Here is a 17,660-nt window from a genome sequence, read left to right as displayed (position 1 = left end):
AGGCAAATCCGAAGGGTGAAAGCCGAGAATTTTAAAAATCAACGATTATGAGTAAAATCTACCAATTTAAGATTGAGCTTAAGGGAATATCGCCAACAATTTGGCGTAGCGTTCAGCTTAACGACAATACTCAGCTTTTAGACCTTCATTACGCTGCTCAAATTGCAATGGGATGGTATGATTCGCATCTTTACCAATTTGAAAAGGGTGGGCTGATCTATGGTGATCCAGAAGCGTTAGAAGACAACAGTGTTCTGGACGATTCTGTTGTTAACATAGTGGACATCTTTAAGGCAGAGAAGGACTCCATTAACTACGTTTACGATTTTGGAGATAACTGGGAGCATAAAATTACGCTAGAAAAGATAATCGAAGCAAAGGAACCGCTGGAACACATGATCTGCGTTGGCGGGAAGCGTAACTGTCCACCAGAGGACTGTGGTGGCATTACTGGGTATCTTGACATGCTCGAAACGCTCAAGAACCCTGATAGCGAGGAGTACAAGGAACTTGTTGAATGGATCGGTGGAGAATTTGATCCAGAGTTCTTCGAAATAAGCATCATCAATGATTCGTTTAAGGAAATTGAAGAGCAGTTTCTTTTGGACGAAGGAGATGAGGAATTCGATTGGGACGTAACCGATAAAAACTAAAACAAGGTACCGCATGAAACAGGTTTTGCTTACAGCAATGCTGGCGGCTATGGCCTTTGCCTCCTTTGCGCAGGAAAGCGACAAAAAAGAGGAGTCGACGTACTACTTGGATATTTCAGTAGGGTATAACATTTCGCTTCCCCCATTCTCGAATGCTAAAACTGATGCCGTATTTCTAAAACCACGCTCAGGTGGCAGCATGTCGTTTGGGTTTGTTAGAAAGATTACCGACGAGTGGGGCTTACAGGTAGAGGTGCTAACCACTACTTTTAAGGTAAAGGATAGTGATTTGGCTGATGCCTATGGTAGCGGAGTTACCCTGTCAAAAATTGATATAGATCCATATCGTTCTACATTTTTTGGCGTGGGAGGTGTTACGTTTCTACCAATTATGCGCCATTTAACGTTCGACGTAAAAGGGAGCGTAGGGATAAACCTTGTTGAGTTTGCTAAGCAAAACTTCAATAAACTTTCGCAGACTGGTAACGTGCAAACTATGACCGTTTCGGCTAAGCGATCGCTTGCTCCTGGTGCTCTTTTGGGCGCAAGGTTGAGATACCCAATTGGAGAATCGGTGGATATCGGAATAAAGGTTGAATATGGAATCTCATTCGCCAAATTTACCGATGTACAACGGCGCGATACAAGTTCTTTAATACCAGAGGAGCAGATTTCGGAATCTCTTCCCAATGAAAAGAAAACAGTATCGTACTTGAATACTGGCCTAACGTTAGGCTTACGATTTTAAACAAAAAGGGCTCGAAAAATCGAGCCCTTTTTATGTTCTATATTTGCTATTACTTGTAGATTTCCTTTTTGCAAGCCTTTAGCGTATTGGTTAGAAGCGCAACAATGGTAGTCGCTCCAACGCCTCCGGGTACGGGCGTGATGTAGCTGCATTTTGGGGCAACCTCATCGAACTTAACATCGCCAAGCAGCTTCCATCCCGACTTAGACGTTTCCGATTTAACTCGAGTAATACCTACGTCGATAACTACAGCACCCTCTTTCACCATTTCGGCGGTAACAAACTCTGGAGCGCCAAGTGCAGCTATAATGATGTCGGCCGAATGGCAAACCTCCTTAAGATTTTTGGTACGGCTGTGGCAAACGGTTACGGTGCAATCGCCCGGATAGCCTTTTTGCGATAGCAGGTTGGCCATTGGTCGACCTACAATGTTGCTACGGCCAATAACAACCGCATGCTTGCCTGCTGTTTCTATCTTATAGCGCTTAAGCAACTCCATGATGCCAAAAGGTGTAGCAGAGATGTATGAAGGTAAACCAATCATCATTCTTCCTACGTTGGTTGGATGGAATCCGTCAACATCCTTTTTAGGATCGATAGCCTCAATTACCTTATTCTCGTCGATGTGCTTGGGAAGCGGAAGCTGAACGATGAAGCCATCTACTTCGGGATCCTCGTTGAACTTCTTAATTGTTGCAAGCAGCTCTGCCTCGGTTGCATCTTCCTCGAATCGGATGATGGTGGACTTGAAGCCAACTTCTGCACAGCCCTTTTCCTTGTGACCTACGTAGGTTTCGCTTGCACCGTCGTGACCAACAATAATTGCAGCAAGGTGTGGTGGTCTATGGCCTTGGGCAACCATTTCCTTAACCTCTGCTGCTATTTCGGCTTTGATTTCGGAGGCAATTTTTTTACCGTCTATTAAGTTCATAGCCTAACGTTTTATGTGGTTTATCGTTTCATGCCTTTCATCATGCCACCCATTGCACGTGGTCCGCCCGACATCATCTTCATCATCTTGCGGGTGTCCTCGAACTGCTTGAGCAGGCGGTTTACCTCCTGAATGGTGGTTCCGCTACCTTCGGCAATACGCTTGCGGCGGCTACCGTTGATTACGGCAGGATTTTCGCGCTCAAGCGGGGTCATAGATTTAATGATGGCCTCTATACCCTTAAAGGCATTATCGTCGATGTCGATGTTCTTCATCATCTTGCCAAGACCTGGGATCATGCCTGCGAGATCCTTTAGGTTACCCATCTTCTTGATCTGGCCAATCTGAGAAAGGAAGTCGTTGAAGTTGAACTGATCCTTAGCAATCTTCTTTTGAAGGTTACGAGCCTGTTCGGCATCGTACTGCTCCTGTGCCTTTTCAACAAGGGTAACGATATCACCCATGCCTAGGATACGGTCGGCCATACGCTCGGGGTGGAACACCTGTAGGGCATCCATCTTTTCGCCGGCACTAACGAACTTGATAGGCTTATCGACAACAGAGCGAATGGAGAGGGCCGCACCACCACGGGTATCACCATCGAGCTTGGTTAGGACAACACCGTCGAAGTTGAGCCTGTCGTTGAACTCCTTTGCGGTGTTTACGGCATCCTGACCGGTCATCGAGTCGACAACGAAGAGGATTTCGCTAGGGTTAACCGCTTTCTTGATGTTTTCAACTTCCTGCATCATCGCCTCGTCAACAGCCAAGCGTCCCGCGGTATCGACGATAACCACGTTATGACCGTTATCCTTGGCGAATTTGATGGCATTCTTAGCGATCTCTACCGGATTCTTGCTTCCCTCTTCGGTGTAAACAGGAACTGAGATTTGCTCACCAAGAATTTTCAGCTGCTGGATAGCTGCAGGACGGTAAACGTCGCCGGCAACAAGAAGGGGTTGACGTCCTTTCTTGCTCTTGATGAAAGAGGCAAGCTTACCAGAGAAGGTAGTCTTACCAGAACCTTGGAGACCTGCAATAAGAATTACAGCAGGAGAACCTTTGATATCGATGTCGACCATTTCGCCACCCATAAGCTGTACCAGCTCGTCGTGTACGATTTTGGTCATCATTTGGCCTGGCTTAACGGAGTTGAGCACGTCTTGTCCAAGCGCCTTTTTCTTTACGTCGTCGGTAAAGTTTTTGGCAACCTTGTAGCTAACGTCGGCGTCCAAGAGCGCCTTGCGGATATCTTTTACGGTTTCGGCAACGTTGATATCGGTGATTTTACCTTCACCTTTCAGCAACTTAAATGCCCTGTCTAACCTGTCGGATAAATTCTCGAACATATATTGGTTCTTTTTTAATTACATTTTCAGACTTTAGATTTTAGATGTTAGACTTTAGACTATTCTATTGTCTAGCATCTAATGTCTAATATCTAGTGTCTTCAGATTTACATCTTCTCAGGCACCTCGATTCCCAAAAGGCTCATGCCGCTCTTAATGGTAAGGGCAATTTGCTGAGAGAGGGCAAGGCGCATTTGGCGTATCTCCTCGTTATCCTCCTTGATGATTGGCGAATCGTGGTAGAACTGGTTAAACTCCTTGGCCATGTCGTAGGCGTAGTTCGCAATGATAGCTGGCGAGAGCTGATCGGCTGCTGTTGATACGACTTCTGGGTAAAGGTCGAGCATCTTAATCAGATCGATCTCCTTTTGCGATAGGCAAAGGCTTAGGTTGATTGATGAAGGTGCTTCAGTTCCGGCATCCTTTGCCTTACGTAGCAGCGATTTGATACGAGCGTGGGTGTACTGGATGAATGGGCCAGTATTTCCGTTAAAATCGATTGATTCCTTGGGGTCGAACATCATGGTCTTCTTAGGATCAACCTTAAGGATAAAGTACTTTAGCGCACCAAGGCCAACCATGCGGTTAACGTCGATAGCTTGCTGTTCGGTTAAGCCATCGAGTTTGCCGAGCTCTTCCGACATCTGACGTGCGGTAGATACCATTTCGTCAACCAGCTCGTCGGCATCAACAACTGTACCTTCGCGCGACTTCATCTTACCTTCGGGTAGCTCAACCATTCCGTAAGATAGGTGGGTGATGCTATCTGCCCAGCTAAATCCAAGCTTTTTAAGCACGAGGCGAAGTACCTGGAAGTGGTAGTTCTGCTCGTTGCCCACAACGTAGATGTGCTCGTCGAGCGTGTACTCGTCGAAGCGCTGGTGGGCGGTGCCTAGATCTTGTGTCATGTAAACCGAAGTGCCATCGCCACGAAGCAGCAACTTTTGGTCGAGACCATCATCGGTAAGGTCAATCCAAACCGAGCCGTCCTCCTTTTTGAAGAATACGCCTGCTTCGAGGCCCTTCATCACAAGCTCCTTACCCAAAAGGTAGGTTTGCGATTCGTAGTAGGTGCGGTCGAAGGTAATTCCAAGGTCGTTGTATGTTTTTTCGAAACCCTCGTAAACCCAGCCGTTCATCGTGCTCCAAAGGTTGATGGTTTCTACGTCTTTAGCTTCCCACTTGCGGAGGAGGTCTTGAGCCTGAAGTAGGATAGGAGCCTTCTTCTTTGCCTCCTCTTCCTCCATGCCGCTTGCTACCATCTCCTTAACCTGAGCGCGGAACTCCTTGTCGAAGCGTACGTAGTAGTCGCCTACAAGGTGGTCGCCCTTTTTACCTGTCGATTCTGGAGTCTCACCATTGCCGAAAAGTTTCCAGGCAATCATCGACTTGCAGATGTGAATTCCGCGGTCGTTGACCAGATTCACCATGTAAACCTTCTTTCCGCTAGCCTTCAAAATCTTCGAAACAGCGTTGCCGAGCAGGTTGTTGCGAACGTGACCTAGGTGTAGAGGCTTGTTGGTGTTGGGCGAAGAGTATTCGACCATGATTGTCTTGCCGCTGTTTGGCTCTGCAATCCCATAGTTAGGTGTTGCCAACGCCTGATTTAGGCGATCAGCCCAGAATTCAGGGGTAAGAGCAATATTTAGGAATCCTTTAATGACGTTGTATGCTGATACTTCCCGAACGTTAGCCAAAAGGTATTCGCCAATTTCCTTTCCGATAGCCTCGGGCGACTTTCTGGCGAGTTTTACAAAAGGGAACACAATTAGGGTATAGTCTCCCTCAAAATCCTTCTTGGTCTTTTGGATTTGAATATGCGATGCGGCGATTTCGTTTCCATAAAGCGCCTGCGCTCCTGCAAGACACCAATCCGAAATGATTGATTCAACGTTCATTCTATATGTGCAAATTAAATGTAGTGTGCAAAGATATAAAGCCGAGCCTATAATTAAAATTAATAGTTGGAAGTTTGTGCATTTTATTCGCAAGAAAAGCCTCTTTAAGGGTAGTTTAACGTTGGGCTTCCATCAACTTTAATGCTGGTATAGGTGTTAGGATAGAGAATTCATCGATCTTTACAATATTTCCTTTTGGTCGCTTTTGTGATTCGATAGACATGTTACACGATACAACTATAATCTGCATATGAGAAAGCTAAGGCTATACATTGCCGCATCGCTCGATGGCTATATTGCCAGCGAGAATGGCGGTTTAGAGTGGCTGTACGAGGTTCCAAACCCCGAGAATATCGATCATGGGTACCATGATTTCTTCAAATCTATTGGTACGGTTATCATGGGCATGAACACTTATAGAACCATCATCAGCTTTGGTGTCGACTGGCCCTATACCGGGAAGCAATGCTACGTGTTTACCTCCACACAGGGTGTAGAACCCGATGGTAACGTAACCTTTGTGAGCGATGATGCCACCCGGTACGTCGAAGCGCTAAAGGAGCAGGAGGGGAAGGATATCTGGCTTCTTGGAGGAGGCCTCTTTAACGCCTCGATGCTAAGGGCAAACCTGATTGACGATATCATGGTTTGCGTTGCACCTGCCATTGTTGGTAAGGGGATTAAGCTCTTCGAGGGGTTGGATGGCGAGGTTCCTCTATCGTTGGTAAAGAGCAGGGTGTTCGATACCGGAATGGTTCTTTTGGAGTATCGGGCGAGGTAGCATTTCGAACAGAACCGCTATCTTTACCAAGAACAATGCCTAACGGATATGACAACCAGCATAAAGGAAACCAAATTTGATTCGTTCGACTGGATTGACCTCGTTTCGCCAACCAACGAAGAGCTGCAGGAGATAACTGCCCAGCATAAGCTCAACTACTTTCTGGTGTCCGACAGCATGGAGCCGGGACACCTGCCCAAAATTGAGCAGCACGACGGCTTCACCTTTATCATCCTCCGCGCCTATACCGCACGGCTCGAGGATAACGTCACCACGGTTAACGAGCTGTCGGGGAAGGTTGCCTTCTTTATTAAGGATGGCCTCCTGATTACGGTGCATCGATCTAGCTTCCCCTTTCTTTTGGACATCGAGGATAAGCTGGATTCGTCAATCGACATTCACCAGCTGGTAATACACATCTTTAACCACATTGTAGACTCCTACATTGGGCCGGCCAGCTGGCATGCCAACCATATCGACGAGATTGAGAAAATAATCTTCCTGAAGGATCTAAAGCGGGTGTCGCAGGAGGATTTGTACTACCAGAAGGCAGAGCTCCGCATCAGCCGGAAGCTGTTGATGCTTACCCAGGCGGTGCTGAATCAGTATGCCATCCAGCAGGAGCACCAAACGGCGCTACAGGATGTTAAGGATTCGCTGGTCCGGCTAATTTTAGAGTACGAGGAGGCGCTGGAGGATAGCAGCAGCTTGATGAATACCTATCTCACGCTTACTGCCCAACGGAGTAACGACGTCATGAAGCTGCTCACCATCTTCTCGGCATTCTTCCTGCCGCTAACGTTTATTGTGGGCGTTTACGGGATGAACTTCGAGGTGATGCCCGAGCTGAAGTGGCGCTACGGCTACCTCTTTGTGGTGCTGCTTATGCTGGCGATATCGCTGATAACGTATCAGTGGTTTCGGAGGAGAAAAATCCTTTAGAATAGGGGGTAGGGAATCGAAAGAAAAGCCCCGAAGGGGCGAAACCTTAATAACTTCGGGATTTCAATAAAAGGAGGTAGTCTGGAACGATCTAACATTTATGTAGTTTTTTAATGAGTTCTTATTTCGGAAAACAGAAAGCAAAAAAGGCTGCCCTTTACTATTCTGGATTGCTTTTTTGGTCGTCTTCAGCACTAAATTTTATATCGTTGTAGACAACCTAGGGTAGCTTCACCTTATTTATGGTGAATTCCATACTGGAGATATCTCCCTTTGCTTCGTTTATGCGTGAGTTGGTGTAGTATAAGTACCCGCTATGAATGCTGAAGGTATCAGCCCATTTTACCGCTTCACCTTCTAGCAAAGTCCTAATCTGCTTCCTATCTGGTGTTATATACTCAATTTTGTTATTCTCTAAATCTCCATAGTAAAGATTCCCTTTTTCGTCCATAATCATTCCGTCGGGTGCTGCTGTTTTCATCATAAAAGGTTTTGCCTTTTCCAATTTTCTAGGGTCGAGCAATGTGCTAATCTCAATCCCATAGAGGGTATACCCTGAAAGAGCGTGAAAGTACAGAATATCGTTACGAGCATTCAGCTCTATTCCATCCGAATGAACGGTGAAGGGCATCCTAGCACCGTTAAATGTAAGAAAGTTAACCTCTGCTTTGGTAAAGGGATGGTTGTCAAGTACGCGAGTAAACAGGCCCTTCTTAGTATCCAAAATGATAATACCAGGCTCTCCAGAATCAGTAAAATAGATAAGGTTTCGTTTGTTGTCGATTCTCAAATCGTTAACATAGGAGGTTGAATGGACTGCGCTAGAAGGGAAGTTGTAAGTTTTCACCAGCTTGTCGCTCTTCAAATCGAACACAAACAGCCGTGGTTGAGTAATTATACCCTTAAATAAAGGATTAGCCGTATCAAGAATGTACAGCATGTCACCATTGGCAACAACCGACTGAACCCCAATAAACGAGCTGTCTGCCGGCGGCCCAACTTCCCACCTATTTAAGCCTACGTTTGGATATGGCTTATAGCTCCCATCTTTCATTACCTCCACTACAGAGAATGGTACGCCCATTCTCCACCTTGGAAAGTTGGCAAATATTCTCCCCTTATTGCTAACGGTAATACCCGTAACCTGTATACCTTTAAAAGAGGCGACCTTAATAACCTCGCGGCTCTGTGAGCTTGCAACTACGGTCTGCATTGCAATAATGGCTACTAAAACAATTCGTTTCATATGCATCTGTTTAATTTTAGCATTGCGGGATTTTATATTACCCGCAATGCCAGCTGATCATCCTGCCAGTTAAACCTTATTCTAGGTTACTTTTTACCGTTGAGTAGCTTAACCATTTCTAGCGCAACTCCTTTTGCCGAGGCTGGATTTTGGCCTGTCACTAGGAGTCCATCTACAGTAACGTGGGGCTGCCACATCTCCGAGTTCTCGAACTTAGCACCACGCTTGCGCATTTCGGTTTCAAGCATAAATGGCACCACAGTTTCCATCTTAAGTGCCTTTTCTTCGGCATCGGTAAACGAGTTTACCCTCTTACCTTCTACCAGGTACTTGCCGTTGCTCAGCTTCACGTTTACCAAACCCGATGGTCCATGGCAAACGGCTCCTACAACACCATTCTTCTCATAAATTTGACGGGTTAACCTCTGTAGTTCCTTGTTATCGGCAAAATCCCACATGGTTCCGTGCCCTCCGGCAAAGTATATGGCTACGTAATCACGAACCTTAACCTCTGAAGGCTTAAGGGTATTCGATATCTTTGCCTTATAGGTTGCATTTTCCCAGAATGCCTTGTTAACTGGGTCGCTCAGGTCGAAGCCATCTACAGGTGCCTCACCACCCTTGGGGCTAACAAAGTCGATCTCATAACCGGCATTTACGAGTACTTTCCAGGCGTGGGATACCTCGCTTAGGTAGTAGCCCGTTTTTTCCCCAGTCGAACCCTTCTCGCTGTGGCTCGTAACCACAAACAAAACCTTCCCCTTTGCCGCCTTGCTTCTGTTCGAAAGTGCATCGGCTTGGTTGACTGTCATAAGCAGCATGGCTGCCAGCACAAAAAATCCAAAGACTCTTTTCATATTGCTACTATTGTTGGTTAATAAGTTGAAGTAACGCCTCTCCGACTCCTTTTGCCGATGCCGGGTTTTGTCCGGTTACTAGCCTGTCGTCTACCGCTACGTGAGGCTCCCTCAATCCCGATGACTCAAACAGTACTCCACGCTTTTTCATCTCAGTTTCGAGCATGTAGGGTACAATCTTGTCGAGATTTATAGCGCGTTCCTCTGCATCAGTAAACGTATTTACACGCTTACCCTTTACGAGGTTGTCTCCATTGCTTAGGCGAACGTTAAGCAAGCCTGCAGGTCCATGGCAAACAGCACCAACATAACCTCCGCCCTCGTAAATTTGTTTAGTAATTTGCTGCAATTCTGTGTTGTCTGCAAAATCCCACATGGTGCCATGTCCACCTGCATAGTATATGGCAACGTATTGATCCACATCTACATCACTTGGCTTTAGCGTGTTCTGAATTTTCGAGCGATACTCATCGTTATCCCAAAATTTCTTGTTTATGGGATCGGTAAAGTCAAAACCCTCACCGGGGGCTTCACCTCCCTTTGGACTAACAAAGTCAATTTCTAAGCCTGCATCATGAAGTACGCTCCATGTATGAGAAACTTCTCCAAGGTAGTATCCAGTAGGCTCTCCTGTAGCGCCCTTAACGCTATGGCTACTTACCACAAATAACACTTTCTTCATTATCAACGAAATTTTAATGCAAACGGCACCATATTATTGCCACTCTAATCCTATTTCTTGTTGGCGCCTTCATCAAGAGGAGGAGCGACGCTATCACCTTTTGCTATGTTTGTACTATAATATTTATAGTTGCAAAACTAAGTATAGCATATTATCTTTGCAATAACTATCCAAAAGGATAGGTTGAAGCTTATGGCGTTAAAGTGTGTTAGCGAACTGTATAGTATTGATGGTAAGTTATATCCATGTACCACGAGCATTACCATGGACATAATTGGGGGTAAGTGGAAAACGGTAATACTTTACCATCTTCGCGATGGAAAAAAAAGGTATAATGAGCTGCGAAAAACGCTACCAGTAGTTACCGAACGAACCCTGAGCCTACAGCTGAAGCAGCTCGAGGAGGATGGGGTCGTAACCCGTATGGTGTATACGTCCAAGCCTCCTCTAAAGGTCGAGTACGAGTTAACCGAGTTCGGTAAATCGCTTATCCCGCTCCTTGATGCCATTGCTCAGTGGGGCGAAATGGTTGCCGATCAGCGCGCAACTGTGGTTAAGATTGCTGATGCACTATAAAAATAGCCATAGCGCTTAAGCTATGGCCAATCTAATGGAATGTAAACTCTAAAAGTTATACATTTTGTTTTTTCATACAGTACTATCTCAGGTTTGCAAAGGGATAGTCGGTATATCCGTTGGATGTGCCTCCAAAATAGGTTAGCCTATTGCCTTCGTTAAGCGATAGGTTATTTTGCAGGCGGTAGGGAAGGTCGGGATTTGCAATAAAAGGTCTGCCAAACCCTACCATATCAGCCAAGCCGGAATCAATCATCTTTTCGGCTCGCTCCTTAGTATACTTTCCTGCATAGATTATTACGCCTGAAAACAGATTTCGCAGTTCCTGCTTAAACGTTAACGGCATTTCTGGGGCATCATCCCAATCTGCTTCGGCAATATGGATGTATCCGATTCCGATTTCGTTAAGAATTCTTGCTGCTGTAAGGTAGGTTTTGCTTGGATTCCGATCAACAGTTCCTTGCAGCGTTGTAAATGGAGCTAGCCGGATTCCCACTTTTTCTTTTCCAATTGCATCGGCAACGGCTTCGGTAACCTCCCTCATAAATCGTAGCCTATTCTCTAATGCACCACCATACTCATCAGTTCGCTGATTGGATTCAGAATCAATAAACTGGTTGATTAGGTACCCATTAGCAGCATGTATTTCTACACCATCAAATCCTGCTGCTATGGCATTTTGGGCTGCTTGGGCATACTGTTTTATGATTACCCTAATTTCTGGAATGCTTAGTGCTCTTGGCATAGAGTGCTGAACCATTTCACCTGTTCCTGCCTCAGGGCCTCTATCTTCAGGATCGATAAATACTTTTACGCCCTCTGCCCGTAAGGCCGACGAAGAAACAGGTGCTTGATTGTTGGGTTGTAATGAATTGTGGGATACGCGGCCAACATGCCAAAGCTGTGCATATATAATTCCTTCTTGGGCATGCACGGCCTTGGTCACCTTTTTCCATCCATCAATTTGTTCTGGAGTGTAAATTCCAGGGGTCCATGCATAGCCCTTACCTTGCTGGCTGATTTGTGTTCCTTCCGATACAATTAGTCCCGCAGAGGCTCGCTGAGCATAGTATTCGGCCATTAGCTCATTGGCAATATCCCCTTTGCTTGCCCTCGAGCGTGTCATTGGGGGCATTACAATTCGATTCTTGGCAATCTTATCGCCAATTTTAATCTCGTTAAATAGCTTCATATCCTTCGTTTTAAATTTTTGTTCAATGGACAAGTTGTTTACCTTCTGTTCATAAAGCAGCTGTTTGGTGTTGTTTCGCTGCATTTGTTGCACGATATGCATCTTGGCATATAGCTGCTATTCCCTTTCCACTTCAAGGGTAGGTCTGGCTCCGAAAGTAATGGACGACTTATGGAGAAGTATTCAATATTGCTACTATTTAAGATCTCCTGTACCAAGGGGAGGTTTCTGTTGCCTCCCATCAGTATTACAGGTGCCTTTACTCTATCAGCAATTATGCTTGTCGCATTCTTGTAGTACGACTGGTTTTCTAGTTTACTAATGCGTTTACGTGCTGGTCCAATGCCCTTGCCCGATGATTCATTAGTTCCGCTAACTTCGAATGCATCTACCCCTAGGCTATCCAGATGCTCTATGACTTGTAGGGCTTCATCAAAGGTTAATCCCTCGCCTTCGTCCATAAAATCATCGTGGTTAATTTTTACCAGAATAGGGTATTCGGCTCCAACACGTGTTCGAACCTCTTTATATACTTCATAAATTATTCGGGCACGGTTGTGTATTGCACCTCCATATTCATCTGAACGTCGGTTGTAGTATGGTGTCAGGAACTGGCTAAGTAGGTATCCATGTGCTGCATGTAGCTGTACCGCATCAAATCCGGCTTGCTTAGCACGATATGCGGCATTGCCAAAGCTCTTTGCTACATGCTTTATGTCTTCATGCGACATCTCTCGTGGTGTAATTCTGGTCACCCTGTTTTCGATAGCAGAGGGGCCTATGAAGTCTAATCCGGTTCTATCGCTAATATGACTTTGAGATCCACCAACTGCAAGCTGTAATGCTGCTTTGGCTCCACCCTTTTGGATGGCGCTGGACAACCTACTTAATCCTTCTAAAAAAATATCACTATAGGATCCAATCATTCCATTATTGGGTCTGTCGTTTTCTAAGACCGTTGCATAGCCTGTAATTACCAATCCTGAGCCTCCATTACCTAGTGCTTCATAGGTTTTTATTAGATTCTCGGCTACAAGCCCATCGCTATTGGCCATTTTCATCCATAAGGCCGATCGGACGATCCTATTTTTGAGAACCATGCCATTTATTTGCGTGCTTTCAAAAATCTCTTTCATGCTGTATAACAATTCCGTTTTTTTTCTCTGATGCAAAGGAACTATGTTGACATGTATAATAAAAATAGTTTAATTTATGGCTTTGTATTATTATAGTAATACTATTGAACATGGTAAACTACGAATGGTATCGAACATTTAAGGCCATATACGAGAGTGGCACTCTGACAGGTGCAGCACAAGTGCTATTCGCATCTCAGCCGGGTGTTAGCCTTCATCTCAACTCGCTTGAAGCGTATGTGGGGTTTAAGCTTTTCGAAAGAAAGGCTCGCAGAATGATTCCAACCGAACGAGGTAAGGTCCTTTATGCTTTTCTTCAGGAACCATTATCAAGGCTCGAAGAGGCTGAAAAAGTCTTTAAAAGATCTACCAACGATGCAACTCCAACCGTAAGCATTGGAATGTGTTTTGAAACCTTTCAGTACAGCCTGGAAAAGCACATCAGCTCACTTCCATTTAACCTGGTTGTACAGTTTGGTCATTACATCGATCTGCTCGAAAAACTTGAGAAAGGGATCGTCGATATAGTAATTACCCCGAATAAAGATGAATCTCGGCCAATACTCTTTGAGCCCTTCTCGGAGGAACGGATAGCCTTGATTTGCGGTAGCAATACTATTACCGATGGGTTTATCGAACTCATTAAAAGTAAAAACCACGAAAACATTCAACTCTGGTTAAAGCAGCAGAAATGGTTTGGCACAACAGGCGAGATGGAGCATCTTAATCAGTTTTGGCAGGCAAACTTTGCCCAGCGTCCCAATTTTAGGCCCAACTTTATTGTCCCTAACATCAACTCAATAGTTCGATGCCTATCGTCTGCCAGTGGTTTAGCTGTTATTCCGACTTTCTTGTGTAAAAAGGAGGTTGAGAATGGGCAAATATCTATTCTTTGGGAAGGGTATGCTCCTTACGTAAACACCATTTATTTCGCTACGGTAAAGGGTTGTGTAAGGCAACACGAAATAGAAAGCATAAAGGGCATTCTTCGGGAGGAAATGTAGCAAATAATACTCCCAAAGTTGCGCTTGAGCCCACCTTATGTTAAAGTAGATGTAGTAATTCTGAGTCAGATCAGTGTTCTCTCATCGTAGAATTACCTTAATCTAGTGTAGATTTAGGTAAAACTGAGTTAGATCAGTGTTCTCTCATCGTAGAATAACTTTAATCTAGTGTAGACTTAGGTAAATCTATGTCAGATTAGTGATCTCTCATCGTAGAATTACCTTAATCTAGCGTAGATTTAGTAATTCTGAGTCGGATTAGTGATCTCTCATCGTAGAATAATCTTAATCTAATGTAGATTTAGGTAAAACTGAGTTAGATTAGTGTTCTTTCATCATAGAATAACCTTAATCTAGTGTAGATATAGGTACATCTGAGTCGGATTAGTGATCTTTCAACTTAGAATTATTCTAGGGCTAGGCAAATTTAAAGGCAAAGTTCAGCTACGCTGAATTCAACTTTTCTAAATAGCTTTCGCCAAACCGTTATACGGAGTAGCAAAAAAGCAAAGCGCAGCCCTGGTGGAGGCTGCACTGGTGTATGGTTTTGGTTGGTTTGGCGATTGATGGCGGTCTTAGACCGCTTTTTAAGTTCGACGGCAATGCAACCGAGCAACGCGAGCTCAGCGTTAGCTAAATGCCACAGAGCCCCGTGCGTTTTAATTAGACTAAGGTTAGCGAGAGGATATTTAGTATCTCTATTTTTTACATTGCGAGAAGCATCATGTCTATTCGAAAACAGGAGAACTCCAATATAGAGCTCTTTAGTGATCATTGTGTTGGTTTAAAACACTACAAATTAGTAGTTCAATAGGCAACAGTTTTACTAAAGCTAGATCTAAAATGAAATACAATCTGCTGAAAATGGTGCAATTCTGTTGTTCCTATATCTATTTAAACCATTACGTTGCCTTTTTATAATAGACAGTATGCTTTGTCGCTCTTCTTTAATTACCAATTTATTGTAGTCCAACTACGAACTGCATGGGTAACATCCTGCATCTTCATGTTAAGTAAACATTAAGCAACTCTTCACAAATTTTCCATTCTGCTTATAATTTTTATTAGTTCACGGATAAAGTTGAAGTTAACCAAAACAAAGAATCGAAATAGGTGTTTGTCTGTTATAATCAAAGATTCACGCGTGCATGGGTAAGGGATTTTTCACTTTAATATATATGACATTTCAGTTGTCGATAAATTACAGTTAACCCATTGTTAACATTGAGTTAATACTTGTTTTTTATCGAATTGTAATTTTACATTCAAATTTTGAATACAATGGATAACGTTCTTTTGATTATTGTTACCGTATTGTTGCTGCTATCCATCTTAGATCTGGTTGTTGGGGTAAGTAACGATGCCGTAAACTTTCTAAACTCGGCCATAGGCTCTAAATCAGCACCTCGCTATGTCATTATGATTATAGCATCATTAGGAATTCTTTTAGGGTCTGTTTTCTCGGGAGGAATGATGGAGGTTGCTCGAAAGGGGATTTTTCATCCTCAGGAATTCTACCTAATGGAAATAATGGTCATTTTTCTGGCCGTAATGCTCACCGATGTTATTCTGCTCGACTTTTATAACACATTTGGCCTACCAACCTCTACCACGGTTTCTCTAGTCTTCGAATTGCTTGGTGCTGCGGTTGCCGTATCGCTTTTTAAGATTGCCAATACCGATGCTACACTTGCAGATCTAACCCAGTACATAAATGCAGGAAAGGCGCTCGCCATCATCTCGGGAATATTCATTTCTATTGCGGTAGCATTTATAGCGGGAGCAGTTACCATGTACGTTACCCGTCTGATTTTTACCTTCAACTATAAAAAAACATTCAAATACCTTGGATCCATATGGGGCGGCATAGCCTTAACCGCAATACTTTATTTTATAATAATGAAAGGGATTGTTGACTCATCGGTGTTTAATCCCGAATTTATAGCCTACATAGAATCGAATACTTTAACTATTCTAGGTCTTTCATTTATAACCCTAACCCTAATCTTCCAACTATTTATATCGCTATTCAACTTCAACCTACTTAAGTATATCGTACTTGCTGGTACATTTGCGCTTGCGCTTTCGTTTGCAGGAAACGACTTGGTTAATTTTATTGGGGTTTTCATGGCAGGACTAAAATCGTACCAAATATACCTTACCTCTGGTGTTCCTGCTGGACACCTCATGATGGGTGAATTGGCACAACCGGTTTCGACCAATGCAATTTACCTTGTTATCGCCGGGGCCATTATGACAATAACGCTTTGGCTATCGAAAAAGGCACGTACGGTTACCGAAACTGAGATAGGCTTGGCACGGCAAGATTCAGGATCCGAAAAGTTTGGTTCTACAAGTATATCCAGGGGCATTGTAAGAGGTGCTCTCAATGCCAATGCATCCATAGAAAGGGTTCTTCCCCAAAAGGTGAAAAAGTTTATCTCCTCACGCTTTAACGTAGAAGAGCAACATAAGTCAAAAAAGCATGACGCTTCGTTTGACATGCTTCGAGCATCCGTAAACCTCACTGTTGCAAGTATCTTGATATCCTCGGCAACATCGCTAAAGTTACCTCTTTCTACGACCTACGTTACCTTTATGGTTGCAATGGCTTCATCGCTATCCGATCGTGCCTGGGGGCGCGAAAGCGCGGTTTACCGCGTAACCGGCGTGCTTACGGTCATTTCGGGATGGCTATTTACGGCGCTCATCGCATTTACGGCATCGTTGGTTGTTGCCCTTTTCCTTTCGTGGACCGGCGTCATCGGCATATTTATTATGATTGCGATTGCTGTATTCTTCATCCTAAAATCGAATAAAATCCACAACAAAAAGCTTAAAGAAGAGACTGAAAGCAACATCCCGCTGGATATGAAGGAAGAGGCCGTGGTAAAGCGCTGTGTAAACGAGGTAAACAAGGCTTTACGAAACATTGTGGTTATCTACAACGAGACCATACATGGCCTTTCGAACGAGGATCGCAAGTTGCTCAAAAAGCTGAATAATGATGTGGAGGAGATCTCCTTTGAGACCAAAAAGTACAAGGCAAACCTCTACCATACGCTAACGCAGCTGCAAAGCGATTCCATAGAAACGGGCCACTACTACGTTCAGGTAATTGACTACCTACGCGAAATTGCCCATTCGCTTAGCTTTATTACCAAACCCGCATTCGACCATATCGACAATAACCATAAAGGACTACACAAGGATCAGGTGGTAGAACTTAAATCCATTAACTATGAAGTGTCGGCCCTATTCAGCGATATTACCCGCGCTATTAACGAGCAAACGTTCGACGAAATACCCGACATCATTAAGAAACAGCAGCAGGTTATTGAACTGCTAAACGTGGTCCGCAAAAAGCAGATTAAGCGTATAAAGAACGGCGAGGCAACGACCCGAAACAGCAACCTTTACCTGGGCATTCTGAACGAAACGAAGAATCTGCTACTCCAAACCATCAACCTGCTTAAGGCAGAACGTGATTTTATTGTAAAAGATACGGAGATGGAAAAAGACGCAGATCTTGTGGTTGAGAACTACTAGGCTCAACCAATTTCTATAAAAAAGGGGTCAACATACTGTCGACTCCTTTTGCTTTTAAACATTATCGGCAAAAAAGGGTTTATTGCAATAGCGCTACAGAATGGCGCTTCCTAACA

General features: G+C 44.2%; 15 protein-coding genes. 7 read left to right on the top strand and 8 right to left on the bottom strand.

Going from position 1 to position 17,660, the window contains the following annotated elements; translation table 11 throughout:
• Positions 1-47 precede the first annotated feature (47 nt).
• Together CLV25_RS11245 and CLV25_RS11240 are read left to right on the top strand one after the other, a co-directional pair.
• The gene (locus CLV25_RS11245; RefSeq protein ID WP_131839750.1) at positions 48-653 is read left to right on the top strand and encodes a plasmid pRiA4b ORF-3 family protein; all 606 of its coding nucleotides are present in this window, start codon (positions 48-50) and stop codon (positions 651-653) included.
• A gap of 13 nt (positions 654-666) precedes the next feature.
• Positions 667-1,401 (top strand): outer membrane beta-barrel protein, encoded by a 735-nt coding sequence (locus CLV25_RS11240; RefSeq protein ID WP_131839749.1) that lies wholly within the window; start codon positions 667-669, stop codon positions 1,399-1,401.
• Positions 1,402-1,450: 49 nt separating this feature from the next.
• Here CLV25_RS11240 and folD read toward each other — a convergent pair whose 3' ends face one another.
• The 3 genes from folD to argS all read right to left on the bottom strand — a co-directional run bounded on the left by folD (position 1,451) and on the right by argS (position 5,579).
• Positions 1,451-2,332, bottom strand: a complete 882-nt coding sequence (gene folD, locus CLV25_RS11235) for a bifunctional methylenetetrahydrofolate dehydrogenase/methenyltetrahydrofolate cyclohydrolase FolD (RefSeq protein ID WP_131839748.1) — start codon at positions 2,330-2,332, stop codon at positions 1,451-1,453.
• A gap of 20 nt (positions 2,333-2,352) precedes the next feature.
• On the bottom strand, positions 2,353-3,681 hold the full coding sequence (ffh, locus tag CLV25_RS11230; RefSeq protein ID WP_131839747.1) for a signal recognition particle protein: 1,329 nt from the start codon (positions 3,679-3,681) through the stop codon (positions 2,353-2,355).
• Positions 3,682-3,788: 107 nt separating this feature from the next.
• Positions 3,789-5,579: an arginine--tRNA ligase gene (gene argS, locus CLV25_RS11225; RefSeq protein ID WP_131839746.1), complete on the bottom strand. Its 1,791-nt coding sequence runs from the start codon at positions 5,577-5,579 to the stop codon at positions 3,789-3,791.
• Between the two features lie 250 nt (positions 5,580-5,829).
• Here argS and CLV25_RS11220 point away from each other — a divergent pair, with 250 nt between their 5' ends.
• Both CLV25_RS11220 and CLV25_RS11215 read left to right on the top strand, forming a co-directional pair.
• Complete coding sequence (locus CLV25_RS11220) at positions 5,830-6,360, top strand: dihydrofolate reductase family protein (protein ID WP_131839745.1); 531 nt, start codon at positions 5,830-5,832, stop codon at positions 6,358-6,360.
• A 48-nt stretch (positions 6,361-6,408) separates the two neighbouring features.
• Complete coding sequence (locus CLV25_RS11215; protein ID WP_131839744.1) at positions 6,409-7,302, top strand: CorA family divalent cation transporter; 894 nt, start codon at positions 6,409-6,411, stop codon at positions 7,300-7,302.
• 220 nt (positions 7,303-7,522) lie between these two features.
• Here the strand turns inward: CLV25_RS11215 and CLV25_RS11210 are convergent, their stop codons facing one another.
• From CLV25_RS11210 to CLV25_RS11200, 3 genes are all read right to left on the bottom strand, one after another.
• Positions 7,523-8,548 (bottom strand): L-dopachrome tautomerase-related protein, encoded by a 1,026-nt coding sequence (locus CLV25_RS11210; protein ID WP_131839743.1) that lies wholly within the window; start codon positions 8,546-8,548, stop codon positions 7,523-7,525.
• An 86-nt stretch (positions 8,549-8,634) separates the two neighbouring features.
• Positions 8,635-9,405 (bottom strand): type 1 glutamine amidotransferase domain-containing protein, encoded by a 771-nt coding sequence (locus CLV25_RS11205; protein ID WP_131839742.1) that lies wholly within the window; start codon positions 9,403-9,405, stop codon positions 8,635-8,637.
• 7 nt (positions 9,406-9,412) lie between these two features.
• Positions 9,413-10,087: a type 1 glutamine amidotransferase domain-containing protein gene (locus CLV25_RS11200; protein WP_131839741.1), complete on the bottom strand. Its 675-nt coding sequence runs from the start codon at positions 10,085-10,087 to the stop codon at positions 9,413-9,415.
• Positions 10,088-10,279: 192 nt separating this feature from the next.
• Here CLV25_RS11200 and CLV25_RS11195 point away from each other — a divergent pair, with 192 nt between their 5' ends.
• A complete protein-coding gene (locus CLV25_RS11195) occupies positions 10,280-10,663 on the top strand; it encodes a winged helix-turn-helix transcriptional regulator (RefSeq protein WP_131839740.1) in 384 nt (127 codons plus the stop codon).
• An 82-nt stretch (positions 10,664-10,745) separates the two neighbouring features.
• On the opposite strand, the gene CLV25_RS11190 is transcribed toward CLV25_RS11195, so the two are convergent.
• Together CLV25_RS11190 and CLV25_RS11185 are read right to left on the bottom strand one after the other, a co-directional pair.
• Positions 10,746-11,855, bottom strand: a complete 1,110-nt coding sequence (locus CLV25_RS11190) for an alkene reductase (RefSeq protein ID WP_131839739.1) — start codon at positions 11,853-11,855, stop codon at positions 10,746-10,748.
• A gap of 38 nt (positions 11,856-11,893) precedes the next feature.
• The gene (locus CLV25_RS11185; protein WP_131839738.1) at positions 11,894-12,991 is read right to left on the bottom strand and encodes an NADH:flavin oxidoreductase; all 1,098 of its coding nucleotides are present in this window, start codon (positions 12,989-12,991) and stop codon (positions 11,894-11,896) included.
• A 110-nt stretch (positions 12,992-13,101) separates the two neighbouring features.
• On the opposite strand from CLV25_RS11185, the gene CLV25_RS11180 reads away from it, so the two are divergent.
• Positions 13,102-13,995 (top strand): LysR family transcriptional regulator, encoded by an 894-nt coding sequence (locus CLV25_RS11180; protein ID WP_131839737.1) that lies wholly within the window; start codon positions 13,102-13,104, stop codon positions 13,993-13,995.
• Positions 13,996-15,276: 1,281 nt separating this feature from the next.
• Positions 15,277-17,544 carry an inorganic phosphate transporter gene (locus CLV25_RS11175; RefSeq protein ID WP_131839736.1) on the top strand — a complete coding sequence of 756 codons (2,268 nt, stop codon included), beginning with the start codon at positions 15,277-15,279 and terminating at the stop codon, positions 17,542-17,544.
• The last annotated feature ends 116 nt before the right edge of the window (positions 17,545-17,660 follow it).

Source organism: Acetobacteroides hydrogenigenes (assembly GCF_004340205.1).
In the GTDB taxonomy this organism is placed as follows: Bacteria; Bacteroidota; Bacteroidia; order Bacteroidales; family ZOR0009; genus Acetobacteroides; species Acetobacteroides hydrogenigenes.
Note: the sequence above shows the minus strand (reverse complement) of the source record. Positions and strands in the feature narration are given on the sequence as shown.

Coding starts and splice junctions, on each gene's coding strand:
- CLV25_RS11195 (WP_131839740.1), top strand. CDS start 10,280: ATGGCGTTAAAGTGTGTTAGCGAACTGTATAGTATTGATGGTAAGTTA.
- ffh (WP_131839747.1), bottom strand. CDS start 3,681: ATGTTCGAGAATTTATCCGACAGGTTAGACAGGGCATTTAAGTTGCTG.
- CLV25_RS11190 (WP_131839739.1), bottom strand. CDS start 11,855: ATGAAGCTATTTAACGAGATTAAAATTGGCGATAAGATTGCCAAGAAT.
- CLV25_RS11185 (WP_131839738.1), bottom strand. CDS start 12,991: ATGAAAGAGATTTTTGAAAGCACGCAAATAAATGGCATGGTTCTCAAA.
- CLV25_RS11200 (WP_131839741.1), bottom strand. CDS start 10,087: ATGAAGAAAGTGTTATTTGTGGTAAGTAGCCATAGCGTTAAGGGCGCT.
- CLV25_RS11240 (WP_131839749.1), top strand. CDS start 667: ATGAAACAGGTTTTGCTTACAGCAATGCTGGCGGCTATGGCCTTTGCC.
- argS (WP_131839746.1), bottom strand. CDS start 5,579: ATGAACGTTGAATCAATCATTTCGGATTGGTGTCTTGCAGGAGCGCAG.
- CLV25_RS11205 (WP_131839742.1), bottom strand. CDS start 9,405: ATGAAAAGAGTCTTTGGATTTTTTGTGCTGGCAGCCATGCTGCTTATG.
- CLV25_RS11180 (WP_131839737.1), top strand. CDS start 13,102: ATGGTAAACTACGAATGGTATCGAACATTTAAGGCCATATACGAGAGT.
- CLV25_RS11220 (WP_131839745.1), top strand. CDS start 5,830: ATGAGAAAGCTAAGGCTATACATTGCCGCATCGCTCGATGGCTATATT.
- CLV25_RS11245 (WP_131839750.1), top strand. CDS start 48: ATGAGTAAAATCTACCAATTTAAGATTGAGCTTAAGGGAATATCGCCA.
- CLV25_RS11215 (WP_131839744.1), top strand. CDS start 6,409: ATGACAACCAGCATAAAGGAAACCAAATTTGATTCGTTCGACTGGATT.
- CLV25_RS11210 (WP_131839743.1), bottom strand. CDS start 8,548: ATGAAACGAATTGTTTTAGTAGCCATTATTGCAATGCAGACCGTAGTT.
- CLV25_RS11175 (WP_131839736.1), top strand. CDS start 15,277: ATGGATAACGTTCTTTTGATTATTGTTACCGTATTGTTGCTGCTATCC.
- folD (WP_131839748.1), bottom strand. CDS start 2,332: ATGAACTTAATAGACGGTAAAAAAATTGCCTCCGAAATCAAAGCCGAA.